This is a genomic window from Algoriphagus sediminis, assembly GCF_030403435.1.
Lineage (GTDB): Bacteria > Bacteroidota > Bacteroidia > Cytophagales > Cyclobacteriaceae > Algoriphagus > Algoriphagus sediminis.
Genome location: NZ_JAUEPH010000004.1, coordinates 1 through 22,429 on the forward strand (window position 1 = coordinate 1; position 22,429 = coordinate 22,429).

The 22,429-nt window shown below is 41.4% G+C and carries 20 protein-coding genes and 1 pseudogene; 10 read left to right on the top strand and 11 right to left on the bottom strand.

The features are described from left to right. Positions 1–77: 77 nt before the first annotated feature. The 8 genes from mnmE to QVH07_RS09355 all read right to left on the bottom strand — a co-directional run bounded on the left by mnmE (position 78) and on the right by QVH07_RS09355 (position 7,878). Complete coding sequence (gene mnmE, locus QVH07_RS09320) at positions 78–1,460, bottom strand: tRNA uridine-5-carboxymethylaminomethyl(34) synthesis GTPase MnmE (protein WP_289999905.1); 1,383 nt, start codon at positions 1,458–1,460, stop codon at positions 78–80. Continuing rightward, positions 1,457–1,921, bottom strand: coding sequence for a thioredoxin family protein (locus QVH07_RS09325; RefSeq protein WP_289999906.1), 465 nt, complete (start codon positions 1,919–1,921; stop codon positions 1,457–1,459). The genes mnmE and QVH07_RS09325 overlap by 4 nt, the downstream gene beginning before the upstream one ends. Before the next feature lie 11 nt (positions 1,922–1,932). Then, positions 1,933–2,814 (bottom strand): metal ABC transporter permease, encoded by an 882-nt coding sequence (locus QVH07_RS09330; RefSeq protein WP_289999907.1) that lies wholly within the window; start codon positions 2,812–2,814, stop codon positions 1,933–1,935. Beyond that, the gene (locus QVH07_RS09335; protein ID WP_289999908.1) at positions 2,814–4,094 is read right to left on the bottom strand and encodes a metal ABC transporter permease; all 1,281 of its coding nucleotides are present in this window, start codon (positions 4,092–4,094) and stop codon (positions 2,814–2,816) included. The genes QVH07_RS09330 and QVH07_RS09335 overlap by 1 nt, the downstream gene beginning before the upstream one ends. After that, positions 4,095–4,883, bottom strand: a complete 789-nt coding sequence (locus tag QVH07_RS09340; protein ID WP_289999909.1) for a metal ABC transporter ATP-binding protein — start codon at positions 4,881–4,883, stop codon at positions 4,095–4,097. Next, a complete protein-coding gene (locus tag QVH07_RS09345) occupies positions 4,880–5,791 on the bottom strand; it encodes a metal ABC transporter solute-binding protein, Zn/Mn family (RefSeq protein ID WP_289999910.1) in 912 nt (303 codons plus the stop codon). Before QVH07_RS09345 ends, QVH07_RS09340 begins: the two co-directional genes overlap by 4 nt. Next, positions 5,788–6,447: a metal-dependent transcriptional regulator gene (locus tag QVH07_RS09350; RefSeq protein ID WP_289999911.1), complete on the bottom strand. Its 660-nt coding sequence runs from the start codon at positions 6,445–6,447 to the stop codon at positions 5,788–5,790. Before QVH07_RS09350 ends, QVH07_RS09345 begins: the two co-directional genes overlap by 4 nt. 309 nt (positions 6,448–6,756) lie before the next feature. Then, positions 6,757–7,878, bottom strand: coding sequence for a glycosyltransferase family protein (locus QVH07_RS09355; RefSeq protein ID WP_289999912.1), 1,122 nt, complete (start codon positions 7,876–7,878; stop codon positions 6,757–6,759). Positions 7,879–7,898: 20 nt separating this feature from the next. On the opposite strand from QVH07_RS09355, the gene QVH07_RS09360 reads away from it, so the two are divergent. Then, complete coding sequence (locus QVH07_RS09360; protein ID WP_289999913.1) at positions 7,899–8,714, top strand: 2,3,4,5-tetrahydropyridine-2,6-dicarboxylate N-succinyltransferase; 816 nt, start codon at positions 7,899–7,901, stop codon at positions 8,712–8,714. Positions 8,715–8,727: 13 nt separating this feature from the next. Then, a complete protein-coding gene (locus tag QVH07_RS09365; protein WP_289999914.1) occupies positions 8,728–9,327 on the top strand; it encodes a tetratricopeptide repeat protein in 600 nt (199 codons plus the stop codon). Positions 9,328–9,376: 49 nt separating this feature from the next. Here QVH07_RS09365 and QVH07_RS09370 read toward each other — a convergent pair whose 3' ends face one another. Both QVH07_RS09370 and QVH07_RS17725 read right to left on the bottom strand, forming a co-directional pair. Next, positions 9,377–10,126 carry an outer membrane protein assembly factor BamD gene (locus tag QVH07_RS09370; protein WP_289999915.1) on the bottom strand — a complete coding sequence of 250 codons (750 nt, stop codon included), beginning with the start codon at positions 10,124–10,126 and terminating at the stop codon, positions 9,377–9,379. A 49-nt stretch (positions 10,127–10,175) separates the two neighbouring features. Next, positions 10,176–10,220, bottom strand: a pseudogene (locus QVH07_RS17725) (ComC/BlpC family leader-containing pheromone/bacteriocin); the annotation flags it as partial. A gap of 88 nt (positions 10,221–10,308) precedes the next feature. Between QVH07_RS17725 and QVH07_RS09375 the strand changes: the two are divergent. The 6 genes from QVH07_RS09375 to QVH07_RS09400 all read left to right on the top strand — a co-directional run bounded on the left by QVH07_RS09375 (position 10,309) and on the right by QVH07_RS09400 (position 16,500). Next, positions 10,309–10,716 (top strand): DUF4332 domain-containing protein, encoded by a 408-nt coding sequence (locus QVH07_RS09375; RefSeq protein WP_289999916.1) that lies wholly within the window; start codon positions 10,309–10,311, stop codon positions 10,714–10,716. Positions 10,717–10,784: 68 nt separating this feature from the next. Then, positions 10,785–12,320, top strand: coding sequence for a helicase HerA-like domain-containing protein (locus tag QVH07_RS09380; RefSeq protein ID WP_289999917.1), 1,536 nt, complete (start codon positions 10,785–10,787; stop codon positions 12,318–12,320). Between the two features lie 20 nt (positions 12,321–12,340). Next, positions 12,341–13,573, top strand: a complete 1,233-nt coding sequence (locus QVH07_RS09385; protein ID WP_289999918.1) for a BaiN/RdsA family NAD(P)/FAD-dependent oxidoreductase — start codon at positions 12,341–12,343, stop codon at positions 13,571–13,573. Beyond that, entirely contained in the window at positions 13,566–13,910 is a 345-nt protein-coding gene (locus QVH07_RS09390; RefSeq protein WP_289999919.1) for a hypothetical protein, read from the top strand. Before QVH07_RS09385 ends, QVH07_RS09390 begins: the two co-directional genes overlap by 8 nt. Positions 13,911–13,966: 56 nt before the next feature. Further along, positions 13,967–14,926 carry a YheT family hydrolase gene (locus QVH07_RS09395; protein WP_289999920.1) on the top strand — a complete coding sequence of 320 codons (960 nt, stop codon included), beginning with the start codon at positions 13,967–13,969 and terminating at the stop codon, positions 14,924–14,926. 50 nt (positions 14,927–14,976) lie between these two features. After that, positions 14,977–16,500 (top strand): FMN-binding glutamate synthase family protein, encoded by a 1,524-nt coding sequence (locus QVH07_RS09400; RefSeq protein WP_289999921.1) that lies wholly within the window; start codon positions 14,977–14,979, stop codon positions 16,498–16,500. On the opposite strand, the gene lhgO is transcribed toward QVH07_RS09400, so the two are convergent. After that, complete coding sequence (lhgO, locus tag QVH07_RS09405; protein WP_289999922.1) at positions 16,497–17,699, bottom strand: L-2-hydroxyglutarate oxidase; 1,203 nt, start codon at positions 17,697–17,699, stop codon at positions 16,497–16,499. The genes QVH07_RS09400 and lhgO overlap by 4 nt on opposite strands. A gap of 154 nt (positions 17,700–17,853) precedes the next feature. Here lhgO and QVH07_RS09410 point away from each other — a divergent pair, with 154 nt between their 5' ends. Further along, positions 17,854–20,331, top strand: a complete 2,478-nt coding sequence (locus QVH07_RS09410) for a DUF5686 and carboxypeptidase-like regulatory domain-containing protein (protein WP_289999923.1) — start codon at positions 17,854–17,856, stop codon at positions 20,329–20,331. Between the two features lie 106 nt (positions 20,332–20,437). Next, entirely contained in the window at positions 20,438–22,384 is a 1,947-nt protein-coding gene (gene thrS, locus QVH07_RS09415; RefSeq protein ID WP_289999924.1) for a threonine--tRNA ligase, read from the top strand. Positions 22,385–22,429: the final 45 nt, after the last annotated feature.

A 22,429-nucleotide genomic window follows, 5' to 3' on the forward strand; every position in this document is an offset into this window, starting at 1 on the left:
ATTAGCAACAAGTAAAGGAAGTAAAAACAGTCTAAAATCAAGAAAAGGAAGGCTTTAGCGTACTATATGAAAAGTAATTACTTTCCGATACAAAACTTACTGAAAATATTAGCCAGCAAGTCATCTGTTGTGATTTCACCGGTGATCTCACCAAGGTAATGAAGAGACCTTCGAATATCCATAGCTACGAAATCATTGGTTACCTGATCCTCAAGGCCCTTTAAAATATCTAGCAGTGAATCTCTGGTTTTGATCAATCCATCATAATGCCGGATATTGGTCACTACTGTATTTCCAGTTTTGAACTTGTCAAGATTGACTAACTCAATCAGCTTTGCCCGGAGGGCTTCCAAATTCTCTTGGTTTTTTGCAGAAATAAAAAGTGAATCAGGATGCTCCTTCTTAAGTTTCGCGACTAATTCCGGATCGGCCTTATCGGTTTTGTTGGCCACCTTTACAAAAGGTACTCCCAAGTTTTCCAGCTTATTCACATCCCGATTGATCTCAATCAAATCGGTGTCTCCCAAGTCGAAAAGGTAAAGAATCAAAGAGGCTGTTTTCATCTTTTCCTGAGTTCTGGATACCCCTATGGCCTCAATCGTGTCTTGTGTTTCCCTCAAACCTGCCGTATCAATAAACCGAAAAATGACCCCGTTGATATTTATCTCATCTTCGATAAAATCCCTCGTGGTACCTGCTATATCGGATACGATGGCCTTTTCCTCTTTTAATAGGGCATTTAGAAGAGTGGATTTACCTGCATTGGGCTTACCCGCTATTACCGTTGGAACGCCATTTTTGATCACATTCCCCAAGTCAAAGCTCAAGATCAATTCTTCCACCACCCGCAGTAGCCTCTCCACCAATTCTTTCAATTCTGTACGGCTCGCAAACTCCACATCCTCTTCTCCAAAGTCCAGTTCCAATTCGATCATGGAGGCAAAATGGATAAGCTTTTCGCGAAGCTCCTGAATTTCGGAGCTAAAGCCACCCCGCATTTGATTGAGGGCAGCTTCATGGCTTGATTCAGAATCTGCATGGATTAAATCTGCCACCGCTTCGGCTTGAGCTAAATCAAACTGCCCATTTAAAAATGCTCGTTGAGTGAATTCACCGGGCTTTGCCAGCCTTGCACCTTTTTTAAGAAAAAGCTTTAAAACCTGATTGACAATGTAAGAAGACCCATGAGTGGAAATTTCCACCACATTTTCCTTGGTGAAGGATTTTGGTGCGATAAAAAGAGAGACCAGGACCTCATCAATAATCTTATCCTCATCCCGGATGGTGCCAAAATGAATGGTATGAGAATCCTGTTTAGAGAGGTCTTTTCCATAAAAAACCTCATTGGTCAGTTCAATAGCTTTGGCTCCGGAGAGCCGAATAACTGCTATTGCACCGATACCCTGCGGAGTAGCGAGGGCAATAATCGTATCATTCCGTTCAGCTAAAGAGAAACTCATTTTCCGCGGAAGCCATTTTTAGCCATGTATTGCAAAGCTTCCATAAAATCCTCAGGTCCTCTATAACCGGGGATTTGAGTGATATTCTGTAGGGTAGGGTCGATAAGAACGAAATTAGGATATGAGCGAACACGCATGGCGGCTGCCATTTGGGCTTCGGAGTACTCTTTACCCATAAACTCAAACTTTCGATTCATATCTTCAGCGTTCAGTTTAACCGGGTAGAAATCCTCCGTGACATAGGCCACCACGGTGGAGTCAGTGAAGGTATCCTTGTCCATTTTTTTACACCATCCACACCAGTCGGTATAGACATCTACCAAAATCATTTTTGGATTTTCCTGATTTTTGGCGACAGCCTCTTCAAACTTCAGCCATTCGATTTTCTCTTGGGCGAAAGTGCCAGCAGAGATGCCGAAGAAAAAAAGAGCGATTAAACCTAATTTATTCAAATTCTTCATTGAGGTTAAAACTAAATATTTGCCATCGAAGTTCCTGCAGATTTACTGCTTCTTCCTTTAATCAGTGCACTTAGCAAAAATAATACCCCAGCGACAGTTACCATCATCCCTGCAATGGAACTATCAAATAAATAAGCGAGATAATACCCTAAAATAGAAATTCCAATTCCAAGTATAGTTGTGAGTTTGATTAAGGGCATAAGGTTTTTAGTCCAAAGGAATGCAGTGGCAGGAGGGACCACCAAAAGAGCCACAACAAGTATGGCGCCTACGGCTTCAAAGCTACTCACAGTAGTGTAGGAGACCATGCTCATAAGAGCAAGATTGATGCCTTTGGAAGGAATTCCCATCACGGAACCGAAACTTTCATCAAAGCTGGTAAGGGTAAGTTCCTTAAAAAAGAAATAGATAAACCCTGCCACTAGAGTAAAATTCAAAACTGCCAAATAGGTAATTCTTGGTCCGAGGATCGTTCCTGACCCTGTAACCCAAAGATCGATGGGAAGGTATGCGATTTCTCCATAAAGTACGCATTCCTGATCGAGGTCCACGTTATAAGCGAATAGGTTGATAAGAATAATACCGATGGCAAAGAGTAATGTAAAGGTGATTCCGATGGAAGCGTCCAACTGTACCCGTGCCTTTTTTCTGAGCCAATCAATGATTAGGGTGGCAATAATTCCAAGTATTCCTGCCCCAATAATTACTTCCAGACCTCTCTGGCTTCCAGCCACAAAAAAGCCAATCACAATTCCCGGTAACACGGCATGCGAAATAGCATCTCCGGTCATGGCCATTTTTCGGAGCATCATGAATACTCCTAGCAATCCACAGGATATCGCGATCAATGATCCGGTAAGAATGATTAGAAATGCATTTTGGTCGAAGCTCATTAGTCTCTTGGTATGTTTTCCTGATGTGGGTCCAACTGTGGGAAGTTGAGTCTCTTTTCCAGCTGTGCTTCCAGTTCAGGAGTTATGATATGTTCTAGCTTTTCTGCCGAATCGTGTACGTGATCCGGTGCTATATTCATGTATTCCGTAAGGTAGGTTTCCCAGAGCCTATGAAGTCTTACAACTCGTTTGGCCTCATGGATTCCATAATCTGTTAAACTTATAAAGTTCTGATTTTTAAGTATTAAACCTTCTTTGAATAAAAATTCAATTGAATGCTTAATTTCTTTTTTTTGGTAGGGGTAGAGCTCATAGATATTTTCTATGGTTAGCATTCTTTGACCCAGTTCCCGATTTTTATAAAGAGCCTTTAAAAGATGCTCATTATTGGTTTTTTTAAGGTATTGGTTCCTTGAAAAGTATCTGGTGATCGTCCCTTTTTTTGGGGCAAATAGAAAGGAGATCAAGGCAATGAATGAAAGTGAAACTACCACCCAGGGTCCTGTTGGCATTTGGGGAAGGACGAATGAAATGTAAGTTCCCGCAATACCTGATACAACTGCGAAGAGAGCCGCAAGCAGCAGGAGTTTTGAAAGATTATCTGTCCAGAATCTTGCCGCGGCTCCGGGTGTGATTAGTAAGGCAGCCATGAGTACCACTCCAATGGCCTGAATCCCGATCACCACTGAGAGAATCATCAGTACATTGAAGGCAAACCGAATGATTTCCATTGGATATCCAATGGCTTTCCCATAATCAGAATTGAATACCAGAAGACTGAATTCCTTTTGAAAAATGGTCAGACTGAGAATGATGATCACGGCCAGACCTCCATAAATCCAAAGATCTTCCTCAAGGATGGCGATGGCATTTCCGAAAATAAAATGATTCAATCCGGCCATTTCCGGGTTACCACTTTTCTGGATCACTGTCAGCAGGACAATTCCAAAACCGAAAAAAACAGATAGGATAGAAGCAATGATTGCATCTTCTGAGAGCTTTGTGTTTTTCTTTAGCCAACTCGTCAAGAAAGTAGCAATTCCCCCGGAGATGAAGGCTCCAGTGACAATGTAGACTGGATTTTTTTCCCCTGCCAGGATAAAACCCAGGCATATTCCAGGTAAGACAGCATGGGAAATAGCATCCCCAAGCAGTGCCTTCTTATCCAGGAAACTATACGTTCCCACGTAAGCGGAACCAATCCCCAAAAGGATTATCCCTATTACTACATAAAGGATGCTTAGATCCTGGAAAGTAAAGAAGTAAACGAAATTGTCCATTTAGTGCTCTAAAGGATTAAAGTCCTGTTTTCTTACCAATTCGGAAACCTTAGAAAGTAAATTCAATTTACCACCATAGGTTTTCCTTAATAATTCCTCGGTAACTACCTGATTTTTAGGCCCTGAAGCTACCAAGTGTAGATTTAACATGATCATCCAATCAAAATAAGTCATGGCAGAATAAATGTCATGATGTACCACCACCACTGTTTTGCCTTCCAAAGCCATCTTTTTCAGTAATTCAAAAATCGCAGCTTCTGTGGCTATATCTACCCCAGCGAAAGGTTCATCCATTAAATAAAGATCTGCGTCCTGAGCCAAAGCCCTCGCAATAAATACCCTTTGCTGTTGTCCTCCCGAAAGCTCTGAAATCTGACGATTGATAAAGGCACTCATACCTACTTGGTCTAAACTTGCCAGAGCTACTTCTTTTTCTCTTTTTCCGGGTCGCTTAAATAAACCGAGCTTTCCATAAGTACCCATCATAACCACATCCAAAACTGACGCAGGGAAATTCCAATCCACAGATTCTCTTTGTGGAACATAACTAATTCTGGACCGAACCTCCTCGAGAGGCTTATCAAAAACCTTTACATAGCCACCTGTAGGGTTCACCAATCCCATAATGGCTTTGATCAGAGTGGATTTACCCGCGCCATTCGGACCTAAAATTCCAATTAGCTGTCCTGAGGGTAGAGTGAAGTCAATATTCCATAGCACAGGACTCTGATCATAACTGACCGTCATATCATGTATTTCTAAAACCGGTGATTCTGCCTGTATAATCATTGGATTAAGCTATTGTAAATGATGTCTAAATTGGTTTTTACCATGCCTACATAGGTTCCCGCATCGGTGCCTGGGGAATCCAAACTATCGGTATAAAGAGGGCCTGCAAGTTTGATTTTGTGATTTTGGTTTGTGCATCCTGCTACCACTGCTTCTATGGCTTTTGGAGATATGGTTTGCTCCGCAAAAACAGCCTTGATATCATTTTGAACAATAAAATTCACCAAGCCGGTAAGATCTCGGAGACCTGGCTCACTTAACGTGGATAGTCCCTGGAGTCCCAATACTTCCAAACCGTATGCCTTGCCAAAGTAGGCGAAAGCATCGTGGGCTGTGATTAAAGCTTGGTTACTTTCTTTCAATTTCTGAGCCTTTTGACTGATTTCCTGATCTAATTTGCTCAATTCTACCTGGTAGGCAGTATTTCTACTTTCTATCTCAGAACTCCAGTCCGGTCTCCACAGAATCAGTTTTTCACTCACATGATTCATGGCTTTTGCCCAAAGCTCCACATCAAACCAAATATGAGGGTCCACCGCATGTGCTTCCGGTCCGTTTTTTATTAACTCTGCCTGGGCTATTCCTGCACTTGCGTTGATCAGATCTTTCTGGATTTTCAGTTTCTCGAAAATCTCCGTCATTTTTCCTTCAAGAAACAAACCATGGTAAACGACCAAATCGGCATTTTGAAGTAGGTCTAAATCCCGAACAGAAGCCTTGTATAAATGGGGATCAACCCCTGCGGGCATTAGAGAAACCACCTCTGCCAAATCGCCGACAAGCTGATTAACTCCATCCTGAAGAATACTTGTGGTGACCACAATTAATGGCTTGGATCGCTCTTCAGTAGACTCAAACTTACAAGAGGATACAAATAGGATCGATATGATTAGCCAAAGCTTTTTCACGTCACCACGATCAGAATATTTGAGGCCACGTCTTTTGACATGAAAAGGGTTTTTTGATCAACCAGGATTTCTACAGATCCATCAAATTCGACTTTATCCAAAAGCTTCACCCTTGCACCGATATATGCACCAACTTTATCCAGATATCTGAGAAAAGCTGCTGAACTATCCTTCACAGCTACGATCTGACCCGCTGCATTTACTTCCATGTCATTTAGAGCTATTCTCGGTCTGGCCTTCACATCTCCAAATTCATCTGGAATAGGATCGCCGTGGGGATCAAATTTTGGGAAGTTTAGAAACTCATCTAGGCGCTGGGTCAGTAGGGGGGAGCGCACATGTTCCAGCTGCTCGGCTACCTCATGTACTTCGTCCCAATTGAACTTCAATTTATCCACCAGAAACACTTCCCAGAGCCGGTGTTTTCTGATTACCTGAAGGGCATAGTTTCTCCCTTCTTCTGTAATCTGTACCCCATAATATTTTCTGTAATTAATTACTTCCTTTTCCCCAAGCTTCCTCAGCATGTCGCTTACAGATGCGGGTTTGGTCTTCATGGAAGAGGCAATGTCGTTCGTAGATACACCCTTTTTCCCCCCGTCGGAGAGATGGTAAATAGCCTTCAAATAGTTCTCTTCAGAATTAGTAAGTGTCATGAATTGCGAATCTTTCTTCAAAGATAAAAACAATTTTAGATTAAGCTAAAAAAATATTTTAAAGAATCTAAAACCTCTGTTGATAACCTCAAATTTGATGTCGATTGTATTTTAGGGTTGGCTAAAAAATAATATCATCTCATCTAAAAAAAGATCTATTTAATTTATTTACAAGGTTTTATGATTTAATATTTCTGAGATTTAGCACTAAAAAAGTCACGATAGGTCAGTTTCCTAAAAATGAAATTCAGTTTCCTTAAAGGGGTTGGGGTGGATAACTTTTCAACAGGATGTTGAAAATGCCTAGCTCTAGCTTAGGAGCTTTTCTATCAGGTTGAGAAATTTTTTCTTGTCACTTTCCCAGTTGACTTCCCACTGATCAGGGTTTAAAAAGAAGGTGCTGGATTTTACTTCATCAAATTGCTGAATAGCTGAAAAGGGAGCAGTAAAATCAATAGGTCTTCCTCCATGACTAAATTCAAAAAACTCTTCCCAACCCATATGACCTGAATAAAGTAGAGGAGTGCCTAGAGCCTGAGCCTCGAAAAATTTCGAGGGTGTTTTTCCCAGGAATGCTTTTTCTCTTTGGTAAGGACAAAGCAGAAAATCCACCCCTTGGATCAGGTCTAAAATATCCTGATGATTAACCGGATTTTGATCTAATTTTAACTCGATATTGGGTGTGTCTTCAGATTCATCAAATATCCTATGAGCAAATTCCTTGAGGGTGACATGACCAAGAATCGTAAGTTTGGAGAAGGGGTATTTGATTAAAAGATTTTTAAAAAATGAAATGCCATCCAAAACACCGAAAGACTCTGCTAGCGTGCCCACCATCGCAAAATGATATCCCTGTTTGTCATTAATTTTTAAAGGCATGAGAGTTTCGATGGGCCCTACGAACTTATTTTCCAGAACCAAAGCAGGTTGCTTCTCAGGCATCTGAGTTGTGTAGCATTTTTCGGCAAGTATGAAGTGGTCCACTTTAGCTTTTGCTTCACTAAATCGGATAAACCTTGCTCGGAGGGATCGAGATGCTTTGCTGAGATCTTTTCGAAGACTGAGGTTGAGTTGGTAATTTTCCTGCACATCATAGATAAGCTTATATCCCAGCTTTTTTTTCAGTCCTCCGCAAAGCCTGAGATACTCAAAAGTGCAGCAAATAACCAGGTCAGGTTTAATCTCATGGATAAGCTCATAAAATCTTTTTTGCGCCAGCAACCTTTCACTCGGCTTTGAGTTTTTAATCCCGGAGGAGTAAAAGGTTACTCCATCAGCTTGTTCTTTCCTTTTGGCGGAAAAACCTATGATGTTTATGTCGTATTTATTTGTTTCGCGCAGGGATAGGCCAAACTTTTCCCAAGCTCTTGTATCTCGAGTTGGTTTGAGGATAGATGCGATCAGAATTTTGGGCAAAGCTGGACCAGACATAAACTAAACTAATTAAAAAAATGGAACTGAGGACGATTATCGAGCAAGCCTGGGAAAACCGGGAATTATTAAAAGAGAAGGATACTCAAATCGCAATTAAGGACACCATAGCAGAGCTTGATATGGGAAAAATAAGAGTGGCTGAGCCTATGGGTGAGGGTAAGTGGAAAGTGAATGATTGGGTGAAAAAAGCAGTCATTCTTTATTTCCCAATTCAGAAGATGAATACCATTGAAGTCGGGCCTTTTGAGTTCCATGATAAGATTGCTTTGAAGACAGGTTATGCTGAAAAAGGGGTCCGGGTAGTACCGCATGCTATTGCTAGATATGGCTCATTTCTCGCCAAAGGCGTGGTCATGATGCCAAGTTATGTTAATATCGGCGCATACGTGGACAGTGGCACGATGGTTGATACTTGGGCGACCGTTGGTTCTTGCGCGCAAATTGGTAAGAATGTCCACCTCAGCGGAGGTGTTGGGATCGGTGGAGTTTTGGAACCGGTACAGGCAGCTCCGGTGATAATCGAAGATGGAGCGTTCATTGGTTCCAGAGCCATTATCGTCGAAGGAGTTCATGTTGGAAAAGAAGCTGTAATCGGAGCGGGAGTGACGTTGACAGCGAGTTCAAAGATAATTGATGTGACTGGTGATTCTCCTGTGGAATACAGAGGAGAGGTCCCTGAAAGGTCAGTGGTGATTCCAGGATCTTTGGAAAAAACTTTCCCGGCTGGCAAGTACCAAGTGCCTTGTGCTTTGATCATAGGAAAAAGAAAAGCTTCCACAGATCTGAAGACATCCTTAAACGACGCGTTGCGCGAGAACGATGTCGTAGTTTAAACCTATTACCACAATGAAAACTTTACCCTCATTAATTGGGATCTTAGTATTGTCCTTTGCAATTGCCTCGTGTAAACCGGATGTTTCCCCAGGAGATAAATTCTTTGCCCAAGGCAAATATGAAGAGGCTATCAAAGCTTACACTGAAAAACTTGAGTTCTCAAAAAATGATGTGAAAGTTCTGTACAATCGGGGGAGAGCTTATGAGGAGCTGGACAACTATGAAATGGCCGAAAGAGACTTCCAAAATGTTTTGGACTTAGAACCAAATAACTTTCAAGCTCTGCTTTCCCTTTCTAACCTGAATCATAAAGAAAAGAAGTATACCACGGCATTACTTTATGCCAACAAGGCTGCTGATATTTCAGGTGCGCCAGCGATGGCTTCCTTTATGAAGGCAAGGGCCCAGCATCAGCTTGGTGATACCAAAGAGGCTTTAAAATCCTACGGTCAGGCGATTCAAATAGATAAAGAATTTGGACAGGCCTATTATAATCGTGGATTATTGAAAGTTGCTACCGGCAGAATAGGAGCAGCCTGCGAGGATTTTCAATTGGCTTTGGCTTTGGAATATCCGGGTTCTAAAGAAGCTCAGGAAAAGTATTGTAGATAAATCAGAATAAGAACTAGACAATAAAATGCTCACTAGAGGCTAGATGCTTTTAGTGAGCATTTCCATTATTGAGCCTCAATAAACCCATAATTTTATGTTCGTGGGGTTCATGATCACATATTTGATCGGAGGATAACTGTCCGGAACCCGAGCAGGTTCTACAAGCGCTTACTTCCTTTTTACTTCCCTGACAGACAGGGCAGGTCAATCTACCATTTGCAGAGCATCTTTCACATTCAAAGTACTCCACGATATTGAAGACATTCACTCGGGTGATCATTCCACTTCCTGCGCAGCGACTACAACCAACCACTCCTTTTGCTTTGCAGTAATCACAATCCTGTTCGATCTCTTTCTGACCTTCGCAAGTAAAGCAACTTTTGTATCGATAGCCTCTTCGGTCGCATAATTGACAAACCTGAATAGCTTTTAAGGGGTCCTGAAGTCTTAATTTGAGTTCTCTTGCTCCCTCATAATTCTCACCGGTAAAGCCTGTTATTTCCAGGTATTTATTTAAAAAGTTAGCACTATTATCGTACTGGTTAAGCTGAAAAAGGGTCTCTGCAAAATAGTATGGCATCTCCTCCGGCAAAGGAAGCCCGGAATCAATCAGGTTTCTGAAAATATTGTTTGCTGTTTCATAATCGCTTCTTTCCATAGCTGCCACAGCACCTTTCATCCAGCTATCTGTTTGGCCGAGATTAGGTAATTGAGCTTTGGCCGAAAAGGCCAGAATGAGAAAGAAAAGGGAGGAGAGACTAAAGTTTCTCAAAGTCAGAATGGTTCTACTAAATTTCATCCACAATCATTTGACGTCACAAGAAAACAAATGTAGGTGTTTTTCACAGTTAAATTTTATTAAGGGTATCTGTAGTAATCTCTTTGAAAGAATTTCAGAAATTGAAAATTGTCTTTAATTTGGGCAAGGTTTGATCGGAAGGATCAAATAAATCCAAATTTTAATCTTAAAAACAACAAATTATGGCACAACAAATCACTATGATCGAAAGCATAGGGCCAGCATTCAAAGAGAAACTAGCACAAGCTGGAGTAACCACAGTAGAAGGACTTTTAGAAAAAGGTGCGAGCAAAGCAGGCAGAAAAGCTATCGCAGAAGCCTCTGGAATCTCTGAGGGAAAAATTCTTGATTGGGTGAACATGGCTGATTTGTTTAGAATCAAAGGTGTAGGGAGTCAATTTGCAGAGCTTCTAAAAGCTGCAGGTGTAGATACTGTGAAGGAATTAAGAACTAGAAATGCAGCAAACCTTCATGCCGCATTGGTGAAAACCCATGAGGAAAAAGGGCTAACAAGAGCAGTTCCTTCTGAGTCTCAGGTAGCCGGGTATGTGGAAGCTGCGAAAGGGCTTGAACCAATGGTTACTTATTAAGCATATCATCTAAATGTTTTGAAAACCTTTTTGCCACGGCTTAAAGGTTTTTTTATTATCCTTACTAAATGGAACTGGTAGAAAAATTTAAGCAATCACTGGCAGAGGGTCAGGTTTATAAGAAGGAATTTATTACCCTTGGAACTGGAATTCTGGATTCGGAACCCGTAAGTGGCGCACAGATCAAAATTCCCTTAAAAACGATGAATAGGCATGGATTGATAGCTGGTGCCACCGGAACAGGGAAAACCAAAACTCTACAGGTTTTAGCCGAGCAGCTTTCCCTCAAAGGTGTTCCTTCTGTATTGATGGATTTAAAAGGAGATCTCTCTGGACTGGCTCAGCCTGGAGAGGCGAACGATTTCATTCTAAATCGCTCTAAGGTAATAGGAGTGGATTATGAACCAATGGGTCTCCCAGTGGAATTGATGTCCATTTCAAATGAAAAAGGAGTAAGACTTAAAGCGACTATTTCAGAGTTTGGGCCTGTACTCATTTCTCAGATCCTGGACCTGAATGATACTCAAAGGGGAGTAATCGCGCTTATTTTCAGATATTGTGATTTACACCACCTACCACTGCTCAACCTTCAGGATTTGAAGCGAATGCTTCAATTTGTGACCAATGAAGGGAAGGAAGAAATTACCAAGGAATTTGGGAGAGTGTCCTCTGCCTCTGTAAGTACTATAATGAGGAAAATTATCGAACTCGAGCAGCAGGGTGCAGAAAAGTTTTTTGGAGAGAAATCGTTCGAAGTAGAGGATTTCTGTAGGCAAATGTATGGTAGGGGAATGATTTCAATTATTAGATTGACTGATGTTCAAACTAAGCCCAAACTCTTCTCAACCTTCATGCTAAGCTTACTATCCGAGATTTACGAGACCTTTCCTGAGCAAGGTGATGATGATAAGCCGAAGCTCTGTCTATTTATAGATGAGGCACATTTAGTCTTTGATAATGCCTCAAACGATTTATTGGAAAAGATTGAATCCATTGTAAAGTTGATTCGATCAAAAGGAGTTGGAGTTTATTTTTGTACCCAAACTCCTACCGATGTACCTGAAAGTATTTTGGGTCAGCTGGGATTAAAAGTCCAACATGCCCTCAGGGCTTTTACAGCCAAAGATCGAAAAGCAATTAAGAAAACTGCTGAAAATTATCCTGATTCGGAGTTTTATGAAACCTCTGAGGTGCTCACCTCTATGGGGATAGGAGAGGCTTTAGTAACGGCTTTAAACGAAAAAGGTATTCCAACGCCATTGGCTCATACTTTAATCAGGGCTCCGATCACCAGGATGGATATTCTTAGTCCGGAAGAAATAGATTCTTTGGTGAATTCTTCAGGCCTTGTAGCCAAGTACAATCTGGATATAGACCGTGAGAGTGCTTTCGAAATGCTCGAAAAGAAAATGGATGAGATCGAAAAAGTACAGGTAAAAGCAGAATTACCCGGACCCAAACCAAGAACAGCACGGAGAACTAAGGAGGATGATTCTCTGATTGAAGAACTAAGTAAAAATACTATGGTCAGGCAATTAGGACGAACTATTTTCCGTGAGCTCACCAGAGGTATTCTTGGTTCTTTCACTGGTAGAAGAAGATAATTATAACTATCTAAATATCAGTGTCTAAAAAAATTAGAATAGCGGTAATTGGTGGAGGAGCAGCTGGTTTCTTTTCTGCCATTTATGCTTCATCGCAAAACACTGAAGTCCACCTTTTTGAAAAATCTTCCAAGCTGCTATCCAAAGTAAGGATTTCTGGTGGTGGACGCTGCAATGTTACCCATCAGCCCCTACCAGTTTCTGCCTTGGTGAAGAATTATCCAAGAGGTGAAAAGTTTCTTAAAAAGGTATTTCCCAAGTTCTCATCCCGGGACACCATGGATTGGTTTGAAAATAGAGGAGTCCAATTGAAAATTGAATCGGATGGAAGAGTATTTCCGGTCTCAGATGATTCCCAAAGCATTATCGATGCCTTGCTCGAAGAGAGCAAAAAAAAGGGGATCAGAATTCATTTGACAAGCGGTGTTGGGGAAATTATTCCTGAGGATAATTGCTTTCGGCTTAGAATAAATGAAAAGGAATTCAACTTCGATCGGGTCATCGTAGCTGCAGGTGGCCATCCCAAACTGAATGGCTTCTCTTTTTTGAGTCATCTGAAACATCAGTTAGTGGAGCCGATTCCCTCACTATTTACTTTCAATACACCCCAAGAACCCATCAAAAGCTTACCGGGCATTTCCTTTGCTGATTCAAAGGTTAAATTGGCTGGAACTAAACTGGAGTACCGGGGACCGATGATTATCACTCATTGGGGAGTGAGTGGGCCGGCCGTTTTAAAATTATCTGCTTTTGGGGCAAAGTGGCTTTACGACCAAAGCTACGAGGCCATGGCTGTGATAAACTGGAATTCAGAATTTGGGGAAAATGATTACTTGAATCAGATTCAAAACTTTAAACTAAAGCATCCCAAAAGGTTGGTTATCAAACACCCACTTTTTGGACTGCCTGCGAGATTCTGGGAACATTTGGTCGATAGATCTGGTATTGAGCCAAATGAAATTTTAGGCGATTTGTCGAAAAAACAGATCAATAAGCTAGTCCAGAACCTTTTTTGTTATAATTTACATGTGAAAGGCAAGACCACTTTCAAAGAAGAGTTTGTCACCGCAGGCGGAGTAGCCTTGGAAGGAGTCTCAAGTCAATCAATGGAAAGTAAATATCACCCTTACTTGTTTTTCGCTGGAGAAGTTCTGGATATAGATGGTTTAACAGGCGGATTTAATTTTCAATCTGCTTGGTCTACTGCGTATTTAGCCGGCACCTCCGCGAAAGCAACCCATAAAAATGAGTAAAATTTACCCTAATCTACCCGACAAAATTGAGGAGATGGCTGAAGGAGATTTGGAGTTCAAAACCCAATTAGTTCTGGCTATTCAAAACGGAATTCAGGAATTGAAGGAGAAATATTCCGAAGGCAGTTTGAGTCAGGATGCACAAATCATCCAGGCCATTAGACATAAGGTAAAGCCTACCCTTCAGTTGTTTGGCTTTGATGATTTGATCGATTATCTCAATGAAGGCAAGGAAATCCTCGAAAGCACAGGTTTCGGTTCAAAGTTTGACAAACATGCCAGCAAAGTGGATTTAAAATTAGACAAAGCCTTGGACAGATTGAAGTCCTTGAGTTAAGTATCATTTGAGATTATTTTTCAATTGAGTAGTTTTGGGTTTTTCTCTCCTTCAAAATGCCCATAGGACAACCTAACTATTCTCGTTATCCATTTTACCTTTTTAATGGTCATCTGGAAACTATTGTACCCAGTTTGTTCAGGCAGGTGGAGGGCATTAATTACACCCGAGAAAAAATTGATACTCCAGATGGAGATTTTCTGAATCTTGATTGGTCCAAAGTAGGCTCAGAATCGCTTTTGTTGATTTCTCATGGATTAGAGGGTGATTCTAATCGACATTATGTTAGAGGTCTAGTAAAGCTATTTAATAGTAGAGGCGTGGATGTTTTGGTTTGGAACAATAGAAGTTGCGGAGGAGAGATGAATCTTCAACCAATTCTTTACCATCATGGAGCCAGCTATGATCTGGACACCACCATAAAGCATGTTCTGAAAAATCATAGTTACAAAAACATCTATCTGGCTGGAATCAGCATGGGAGGAGCCCAGACATTGAATTATATGGGTGAGAAAGGAGCAGATCTACCTACCCAGATTAAAAAGGCTGCAGTTTATTCCACGCCTTGCAATCTCCCCAGCAGTGCAGCCACTCTTAAAGAACGGAGAAATGTTTTTTACAAAAAGAGATTCCTGGGAAAGCTCAAAAACAAAATGAAATTAAAGGCTGAGCAATTTCCTGATTTGGTCGATTTAGATCTTTTGGAGAGAGTGGATAATTTTGATGATTTCGATACCTATTTCACAGCAAAGCTTCATGGCTTTACGGATGCGGACGACTTTTATCAAACTGTTTCTCCGGACCAAAGGATGCCTTCTATTCCAATTGAAACTTTGGTTTTAAATGCTTTGAATGACCCTCTTTTAGGTCCAGAATGCTATCCTGTAGACCTCGCGAGTAAAAAGAGTGAGATTCTTCTGGAAATGCCAGAGAGAGGTGGGCATACGGGTTTTGTGGTACGAGGAGAGGAGTTTACCTGGGCCGAACACCGGCTTTGGGATTTTCTCATGAGTTAGTCTCTCTTGAGCATCTTTTGGTATATTTAGGATAAATCAATTGCTCGAAAATGAGAAAGCTATTTTTCGGCTCCATCATCCTGCTGGGGCTACTCACTATTTTTCTGATGTGGTATTATGAACTTACCCGGTTCACCATTGGACAAGCTATTTTGTTTTTGTTGGGGGTTTTGGTTTTGATAGGCATTTATGACGTGATTCAAAAGGATCATGCCATACTTAGAAACTACCCCGTGGTAGGTCATTTTAGATATTTACTTGAATCCATTAGTCCTGAGATCCAGCAATATTTTATTGAGGATAATACCAGCGGTAAGCCATTCGACAGGAATACCCGAGCCTTGGCGTATCGAAGGGCAAAAAATGTAAACGACACTCATCCCTTCGGAACGCAAATCGACATTTATGAGTCTGATTATATGGGTCTTAGACATTCTATTTACGCCAAGGTTCCTAAGGACAAAGATCCACGAGTAATAATCGGAGGAAAAGACTGTAAAAAACCATACTCCGCATCAGTTTATAATATATCTGCGATGAGTTTTGGATCCCTTTCGGGAAATGCCATTGCCGCTTTAAACAAGGGGGCCAAAAAGGGTAATTTTTACCATAATACAGGGGAAGGGGCTATTTCCAGTTATCATCAAAATGGGGGAGATCTGGTCTGGCAAATTGGAACGGGTTATTTCGGATGCAGGGACGAAAATGGGAATTTTGACGAAGTCAAGTTTCGGGAAAAAGCTACCATGGATCAGGTGAAAATGATCGAGATTAAGCTTTCTCAGGGAGCAAAACCGGGACATGGAGGAGTATTACCCGGTGTCAAAAATACACCTGAAATTGCTGCTATTCGTGGGGTAAAGCCTGGGGAAACGATTATCTCACCACCATCTCACAGTGCCTTTGGAAATGAAGAAGAATTGCTTGACTTCGTTGCGAAGCTCCGTGAGCTAAGTGGGGGGAAACCCGTAGGATTCAAGCTTTGTATTGGTAAAACCGAGGAATTTAACGCCATTTGCGAAGCAATTGTCAATAAACAAATCTATCCTGATTTCATCACCATCGATGGGGCTGAAGGAGGAACGGGAGCAGCTCCTTTAGAATTTTCGGATAGTGTAGGCATACCTTTGGAACCTGCTTTGATATTTGTGCGAAGCAGCTTAAGGAAGTATGAGATTCGTGACCAAATCAAAATTATTGCCTCTGGCAAAGCGATCAGTGCTTTTTCTATTTTGAAGAATATTGCTCTGGGAGCGGATTTATGTAATGCTGCCCGTGGTTTCATGTTCAGCCTGGGTTGTATTCAGGCCTTGAGGTGTAATTCAAATGATTGTCCTGCCGGAGTGGCTACTCAAAAAAGAGGATTAGCAAAAGGCCTGGTAGTTTCTCAGAAATCGGAGAGAGTGTATAATTATCACAAAAACACCATTCATGCTTTGGTCGAACTGTTGGGAGCTAGTGGACATGAACACACTTCAGAATTATCTGCTGCAGATCTGGTAAGAGGGGATGAAATGATTGCTATGGCAGACAAATATCTCCCAGACAGCGTGTTAAAGCATTTGGAAGACTAACTCAATCGCTTCATAACCATTTCTGAAATGGTACCACCTATGGCTAAAGAGCTGGTTGCCGCTGGAGAAGGAGCGTTTAGCACATTGATGGCAATGTCATTTTCTTCAATGGCGAAGTCATCCAGTAGTCCTCCTTTTTTGTCACATGCCTGAGCCCTTACTCCGGCACCTCCTTCCATCAGATCAGATTCTTGAACTTCAGGAATCAATTCTTGAAGTGCTTTAGTGAAGGCGCCTTTTGAAAAGGATCGATAAAGCTCCCCAAATCCGGTTTGCCAGTATTTTGCCGCTACTTTTTGAAAACCTGGCCAGGCCAGTGTCTCGCCAAGTTCTGAAAGGTCTATTTGGGATTTTTTATAACCCTCACGCTTGAATGCCAAAACGGCATTGGGACCAGCTTCCACTCCACCTTTTTTCATCCGTGTGAAATGAACTCCTAGAAATGGGAAATTGGGATCAGGAACTGGGTAGATCAGATTTTTTACCAAATATTCTTTTTCGGGGGTCAACTTATAATATTCACCCCGGAAAGGAATAATTTTTATCTGGCTCGGCATCCCAGAAGTCATTTCTGCAATTTTATCAGAATATAATCCGGCACAGTTAACAACGAGATTGGTCTCCACTACGCTTTCTGAAGTAATGATTACGATTTTACCTCCTGATCTATTGATTTTCAATACTTTATGGCTGTATTTGATTTCGCCTCCATTTTGAATAAACTTTCGGCCATAGGCGAGGGCAACTTGGTAGTAATCCACAATTCCAGTTTGCGGAACATGAATAGCCGCCACGCCGTGGCAGTGAGGTTCAAATTCCCGAAGCTCTTCTAAAGAAATAGATCGGGTGCCTTCCAGCCCGTTTTCCAGGCCTCTTTTTCGAAGATTTTCTAATAGGGGTTTTTGCTCTTCTCTTGTTGCCACCACCACTTTTCCAGTGAGTTCAAAAGGGATTTCTTCTTTCTGGCAAAACTCCACCAGCTCTTTGTATCCCTGAAGACAATTCCTGGCTTTTAGAGAGCCAGGTTTATAATAAAGTCCTGAATGAATGACTCCGCTATTGTTTCCTGTTTGATGTTTAGCCAGTCCAGCTTCCTTTTCGAGAACCACAATTTTTAATTTTGGATTCTTCGCTTGAATTTTCAAGGCTGTAGCAAGCCCAACTATACCGCCACCAATGATCGAAACGTCGTACTTCATTCTTACTTATTTCTGACAAATATAAATTCTCACAATTAGAAAGTGAGGACATTTTTAAGACCTTTTAATATCGGGCTCACAACTTTTATTAATCTGTCACGATTAACTTCCATTAATCATTTACTTTTGAAGGCCATTCACCTGGATACATCGAATGACTCGAATTTTTACCGGATTGTTTCTCCTCCTTCTTGCTTTACCCAGCTTTGGTCAAAGAACCATTACAGGAAAAGTCACTGATGCTGAAACTGGAGACCCCATACCTTTTGCTTCCGTACTCCTTAAGGGTACTACAGTGGGAAATTCCACGGATTTTGAAGGGAACTATGTGATTCAGACTCAAAATGCAGCAGATAGTATTTTGGTCACTTATCTCGGTTACATTTCACAGACTAAGCCACTTTCTGAGCAAACCGAGCAGGTGATTAATTTTCAGCTTAGGCCTTCTGATTTCGAACTTGAGGCTTTTGTTTTCGAAGCTGGAGAAAATCCTGCTTTCGAAATCATTCGTAGAGCGGTAGATAAAAAGAAATACTTTGATAAAAGGCAACTGGAAGCTTACGAGACCAAAAATTATACGAAAATAGAAATCGATATAGATCAGGTTTCTGAGGAATTCACAAAGCGAAAAGCCGTCCAAAGAGTTACCAATGTCCTGGATTCTATTAAGCAGTTGACCAATGATGAAGGTGAGAAAATTCTTCCCATTTTCTTTTCTGAAACACTGTCTAAATTCTACTTCAGGAATAATCCTGAGCTACGGAAAGAAATTGTAGAAAAATCTAAAGTGACCGGAGTGGGAATTACGGACGGGTCTACCACCAGTCAAATCACAGGGTCAGCATTTCAGGAGTATAATTTCTACCGTAATTGGATTTCAATTCTGGAAAAAGATTTTGTCTCACCCATTGCTGATGGCTGGAAGGGATTTTATGATTATGATCTGCTCGATTCGGTTTTTATTGAAGGCGATTCAGCTTACATGCTTCAGGTTTATCCCCGAAGGGAACAGGATTTGGCCTTTTCGGGAACCATTTGGATTACTAAAGATACTTATGCCTTGAAGCAAGTGGATTTGACTATTCCAAAAGAGGCCAATCTTAATTTCATAGAAAGAATCAAAATTCAGCAGATGTTGGAGCCCACTGCATCTGGTCCCCTTATTCCTAAGAAAACCCGAGTCCAAATAAAAATTGGTCAGGTAACTCCAAAAACTGCTGGGCTTCTTGCTAAATTCTATACTTCGGCTGACAGCGTTAAACTGAATGATCCTCAACCGACTTCGTTTTTTAATCAAGCGGTGGTTTTAAGACCGGATTACAACACTGGCGGTGAGGATTTTTGGGAAAGGAACAGGCAGGACCCTTTGAGTACAGAGGAATTGGCCGTTCTCCAGATGGTGGATACCCTACGGAAAATCCCAGTAATTCGATTTTATTCGGAAGGGCTTAAATTCTTTGCTACGGGCTATTTGCCAGTAGGCAAAGTTGATCTAGGTCCATGGCCAGGTTTCTTTAATTACAACGATGTAGAAGGAGTGAGGCTAGGAATGGGATTTAGAACTAACCTGAAGTTCAGCAATAAATGGTTACTAGAAGGATATGCAGCTTATGGCTTTAAGGATCAAAGAATCAAATACACGGGATCAGTCACGCGGATTCTTGATCGAAACCGATGGACTACGCTCTCACTGACTTCACAAAGGGAAATTGACCAGGTTGGTCTTGAAATAGAAAGTCTGGAAGGAAACAGTATATTCTTAGCCGCCAGCCGATTTGGAACCTTAAGGAGGCCATACCTAACCACCAATCATAGACTTGAATTTCAAAGAGAATTCTTCAAAGGCTTCCTTTTTAGAGCAGGACTCAGATCAAATCAGTTCGACCCTCTATATAATTTTTACTACCTGGATAAAGACACCAGAGAGTACAGACAGGAGTTTCAGACGGTAGAAGCCAGAGTAGGGATTCGATACGGTCGAGATGAGATCATCATTATTAATGATAATGAAAGAGTCTCGTTTGGCCCCTCCAGATGGCCTATTTTTGAAGTGAATTACACCCGAGGGATGAATCTACTGGGTGGAGATTTCACCTATTCCAAGCTAAGTTTTTACGCATATCAACGACTTAATTTGGGAATGCTGGGTGTATCCAGATATGAATTTGATGCAGGTAAAGTCTTTGGAGAAGTGCCTTACCCGGTCCTAAAAAACCACTTGGGTAATGAAACCTTGTTTTATACGGATGCAGCTTTTAATACCATGAACTTTAATGAATTTGCCTCAGATCAATACGCAAGTTTACGATACAGGCATTTTTTCGAGGGATTTCTTCTGAATAAGATCCCTCTGATCAAAAAACTGAAATGGAGAGGAGTAGCCAATGCAAACATTCTTTTCGGATCAGTCAGAGATGCTAATATAGAAAACGCCCCAACCGTTGATCCAGAAGGAAATCCATTGGAGACTTTTGGCAGACTAGACCCAGGAGTTCCTTTTGTGGAGTTAGGCTATGGAATAGAGAATATTTTCAAATTTTTTAGAGTGGACTTTTTTCACCGTATGACGTATTTGGATAATCCTGACGTAAAGCCTTTTGCAGTGAAGGTGAGTGCCCAGATAATTCTTTAATATCTATGCATTTTGTTTAACGCTCCTTTTTCTATGACAGGAGTCTTTGCATATTTGCAGTTAGAACCAATTTGCCTGTTGTAAAGGCGTTAATAAAGACAAAAATATGTCAGAAATGATCAAAATCACTCTTCCCGATGGAGCAGTGAAAGAAGTAGAAAAAGGAACCTCCAGCCTCCAAATTGCTGCTAGTATCAGCGAAGGATTGGCCAGGAACGTTCTAAGTGCCAAAGTTAATGGACAGGTATGGGATGCTACTCGTCCTATCCTTGAGGATTCCAAACTGCAATTACTCACCTGGAACGATGATGAGGGTAAAAATACCTTTTGGCATTCATCCGCTCACTTGCTCGCAGAAGCACTGGAAGATTTATACCCTGGAATTAAGTTTGGAATTGGCCCACCAATCGAAACGGGTTTCTATTACGATGTGGATTTCGGTGACCATACTTTAGAAGGTGGTGAACTCGAGAAAATCGAGGCCAAGATGACAGAACTCGCCAGGCAAAAAAATGAGTATATCCGAAAGGATATTTCCAAAGCAGATGCCGTGGCCTATTATAAAGAAAAGGGTGATGAGTATAAATTAGATCTTCTGGAGGGTCTGGAAGATGGTTCAATTACCTTTTATGAACAGGGTAATTTTACTGATCTCTGCAGAGGCCCTCATATTCCTAATACAGGATTTATTAAGGCGGTAAAGCTTACAAATATTGCCGGAGCCTACTGGCGAGGGGATGAGAAAAGCAAAATGCTTACCCGTATTTACGGCGTGACCTTCCCAAAAGCAAAAGAGCTAAAGGAATACCTCACCATGATTGAGGAAGCCAAAAAGAGGGACCATAGAAAACTCGGCCGTGAACTTGAACTCTTTACCTTCTCCGAGAAAGTTGGAATGGGCCTTCCGCTTTGGTTGCCAAAGGGGACTCTTTTACGAGAACGTCTAGTGAACTTTATGAAAAAAGCTCAGGACAAATCTGGTTATGAGCAAGTCGTGACTCCACATATCGGGCACAAAGCACTGTATGAAACTTCTGGACACTATGAGAAGTATGGAAAGGATTCTTTCCAGCCCATAGCTACCCCTCATGATGGTGAAGAGTTTCTGTTGAAACCCATGAACTGTCCTCATCACTGTGAAATTTATAAGCACAAGCCAAGGTCCTACAAAGACTTACCTATCCGTTATGCGGAGTTTGGGACAGTTTATCGCTACGAGCAGAGTGGCGAATTACACGGACTGACCCGTGTGAGAGGTTTTACTCAGGATGATGCGCACATTTTCTGTAGACCTGATCAGGTCAAAGAAGAATTCATTAAGGTAATTGACTTGGTTCTTTATGTTTTCAAAGCTCTTGGTTTTGAAGATTTTACAGCCCAGATATCACTCAGAGATCCAGAGAAGCCTGAAAAATACATTGGAGACGGGGAGCTTTGGGATAAAGCTGAGGCAGCCATCGTAGAAGCTGCAGCAGAAAAAGGACTTGTCACGGTTACTGAGTTGGGCGAGGCCGCATTTTACGGCCCAAAGCTGGACTTTATGGTAAAGGATGCTCTTGGAAGGAAATGGCAGCTTGGAACAATACAGGTTGATTATCAGCTTCCAAACCGCTTTGAACTGGAGTATATCGGTTCAGACAACCAAAAGCACAGACCTGTAATGATCCACAGAGCTCCATTTGGATCTCTGGAGAGATTTGTGGCAGTTCTAATTGAACACTGCGCGGGTAACTTCCCACTTTGGCTTTCGCCAGATCAAATTAATATTCTACCCATCTCAGAAAAGTATCTGGATTATGCAGAAGAGATCAAGTCTCTTTTGGATGAACAGGGAATAAGTGGAAATATTGATAACCGCGATGAAAAAATTGGTCGAAAGATTAGAGACTCTGAGGTGAAGAAAGTACCTTTTATGCTAATTGTAGGTGAAAAGGAGCAAGAAGAGCGTAAGCTTTCAGTTCGAAAGCATGGTGAGGGAGATCTGGGTAGTTATAGCCCGGAAGAGTTTATTGCTTATTTTCAGCGAATTATATCCGACTCATTGAGTCGTTAGCCATAGGGATATATTTTGTATCCCTTTCTTTAATTAGAATTTTAT

Coding starts and splice junctions, on each gene's coding strand:
- QVH07_RS09365 (WP_289999914.1), top strand. CDS start 8,728: ATGAAAACTTTACCCTCATTAATTGGGATCTTAGTATTGTCCTTTGCA.
- QVH07_RS09350 (WP_289999911.1), bottom strand. CDS start 6,447: ATGACACTTACTAATTCTGAAGAGAACTATTTGAAGGCTATTTACCAT.
- QVH07_RS09325 (WP_289999906.1), bottom strand. CDS start 1,921: ATGAAGAATTTGAATAAATTAGGTTTAATCGCTCTTTTTTTCTTCGGC.
- QVH07_RS09335 (WP_289999908.1), bottom strand. CDS start 4,094: ATGGACAATTTCGTTTACTTCTTTACTTTCCAGGATCTAAGCATCCTT.
- QVH07_RS09390 (WP_289999919.1), top strand. CDS start 13,566: ATGAGTAAAATTTACCCTAATCTACCCGACAAAATTGAGGAGATGGCT.
- QVH07_RS09330 (WP_289999907.1), bottom strand. CDS start 2,814: ATGAGCTTCGACCAAAATGCATTTCTAATCATTCTTACCGGATCATTG.
- QVH07_RS09360 (WP_289999913.1), top strand. CDS start 7,899: ATGGAACTGAGGACGATTATCGAGCAAGCCTGGGAAAACCGGGAATTA.
- QVH07_RS09375 (WP_289999916.1), top strand. CDS start 10,309: ATGGCACAACAAATCACTATGATCGAAAGCATAGGGCCAGCATTCAAA.
- QVH07_RS09400 (WP_289999921.1), top strand. CDS start 14,977: ATGAGAAAGCTATTTTTCGGCTCCATCATCCTGCTGGGGCTACTCACT.
- QVH07_RS09370 (WP_289999915.1), bottom strand. CDS start 10,126: ATGAAATTTAGTAGAACCATTCTGACTTTGAGAAACTTTAGTCTCTCC.
- QVH07_RS09355 (WP_289999912.1), bottom strand. CDS start 7,878: ATGTCTGGTCCAGCTTTGCCCAAAATTCTGATCGCATCTATCCTCAAA.
- QVH07_RS09380 (WP_289999917.1), top strand. CDS start 10,785: ATGGAACTGGTAGAAAAATTTAAGCAATCACTGGCAGAGGGTCAGGTT.
- mnmE (WP_289999905.1), bottom strand. CDS start 1,460: ATGAGTTTCTCTTTAGCTGAACGGAATGATACGATTATTGCCCTCGCT.
- QVH07_RS09395 (WP_289999920.1), top strand. CDS start 13,967: ATGCCCATAGGACAACCTAACTATTCTCGTTATCCATTTTACCTTTTT.
- QVH07_RS09340 (WP_289999909.1), bottom strand. CDS start 4,883: ATGATTATACAGGCAGAATCACCGGTTTTAGAAATACATGATATGACG.
- thrS (WP_289999924.1), top strand. CDS start 20,438: ATGTCAGAAATGATCAAAATCACTCTTCCCGATGGAGCAGTGAAAGAA.
- QVH07_RS09410 (WP_289999923.1), top strand. CDS start 17,854: ATGACTCGAATTTTTACCGGATTGTTTCTCCTCCTTCTTGCTTTACCC.
- lhgO (WP_289999922.1), bottom strand. CDS start 17,699: ATGAAGTACGACGTTTCGATCATTGGTGGCGGTATAGTTGGGCTTGCT.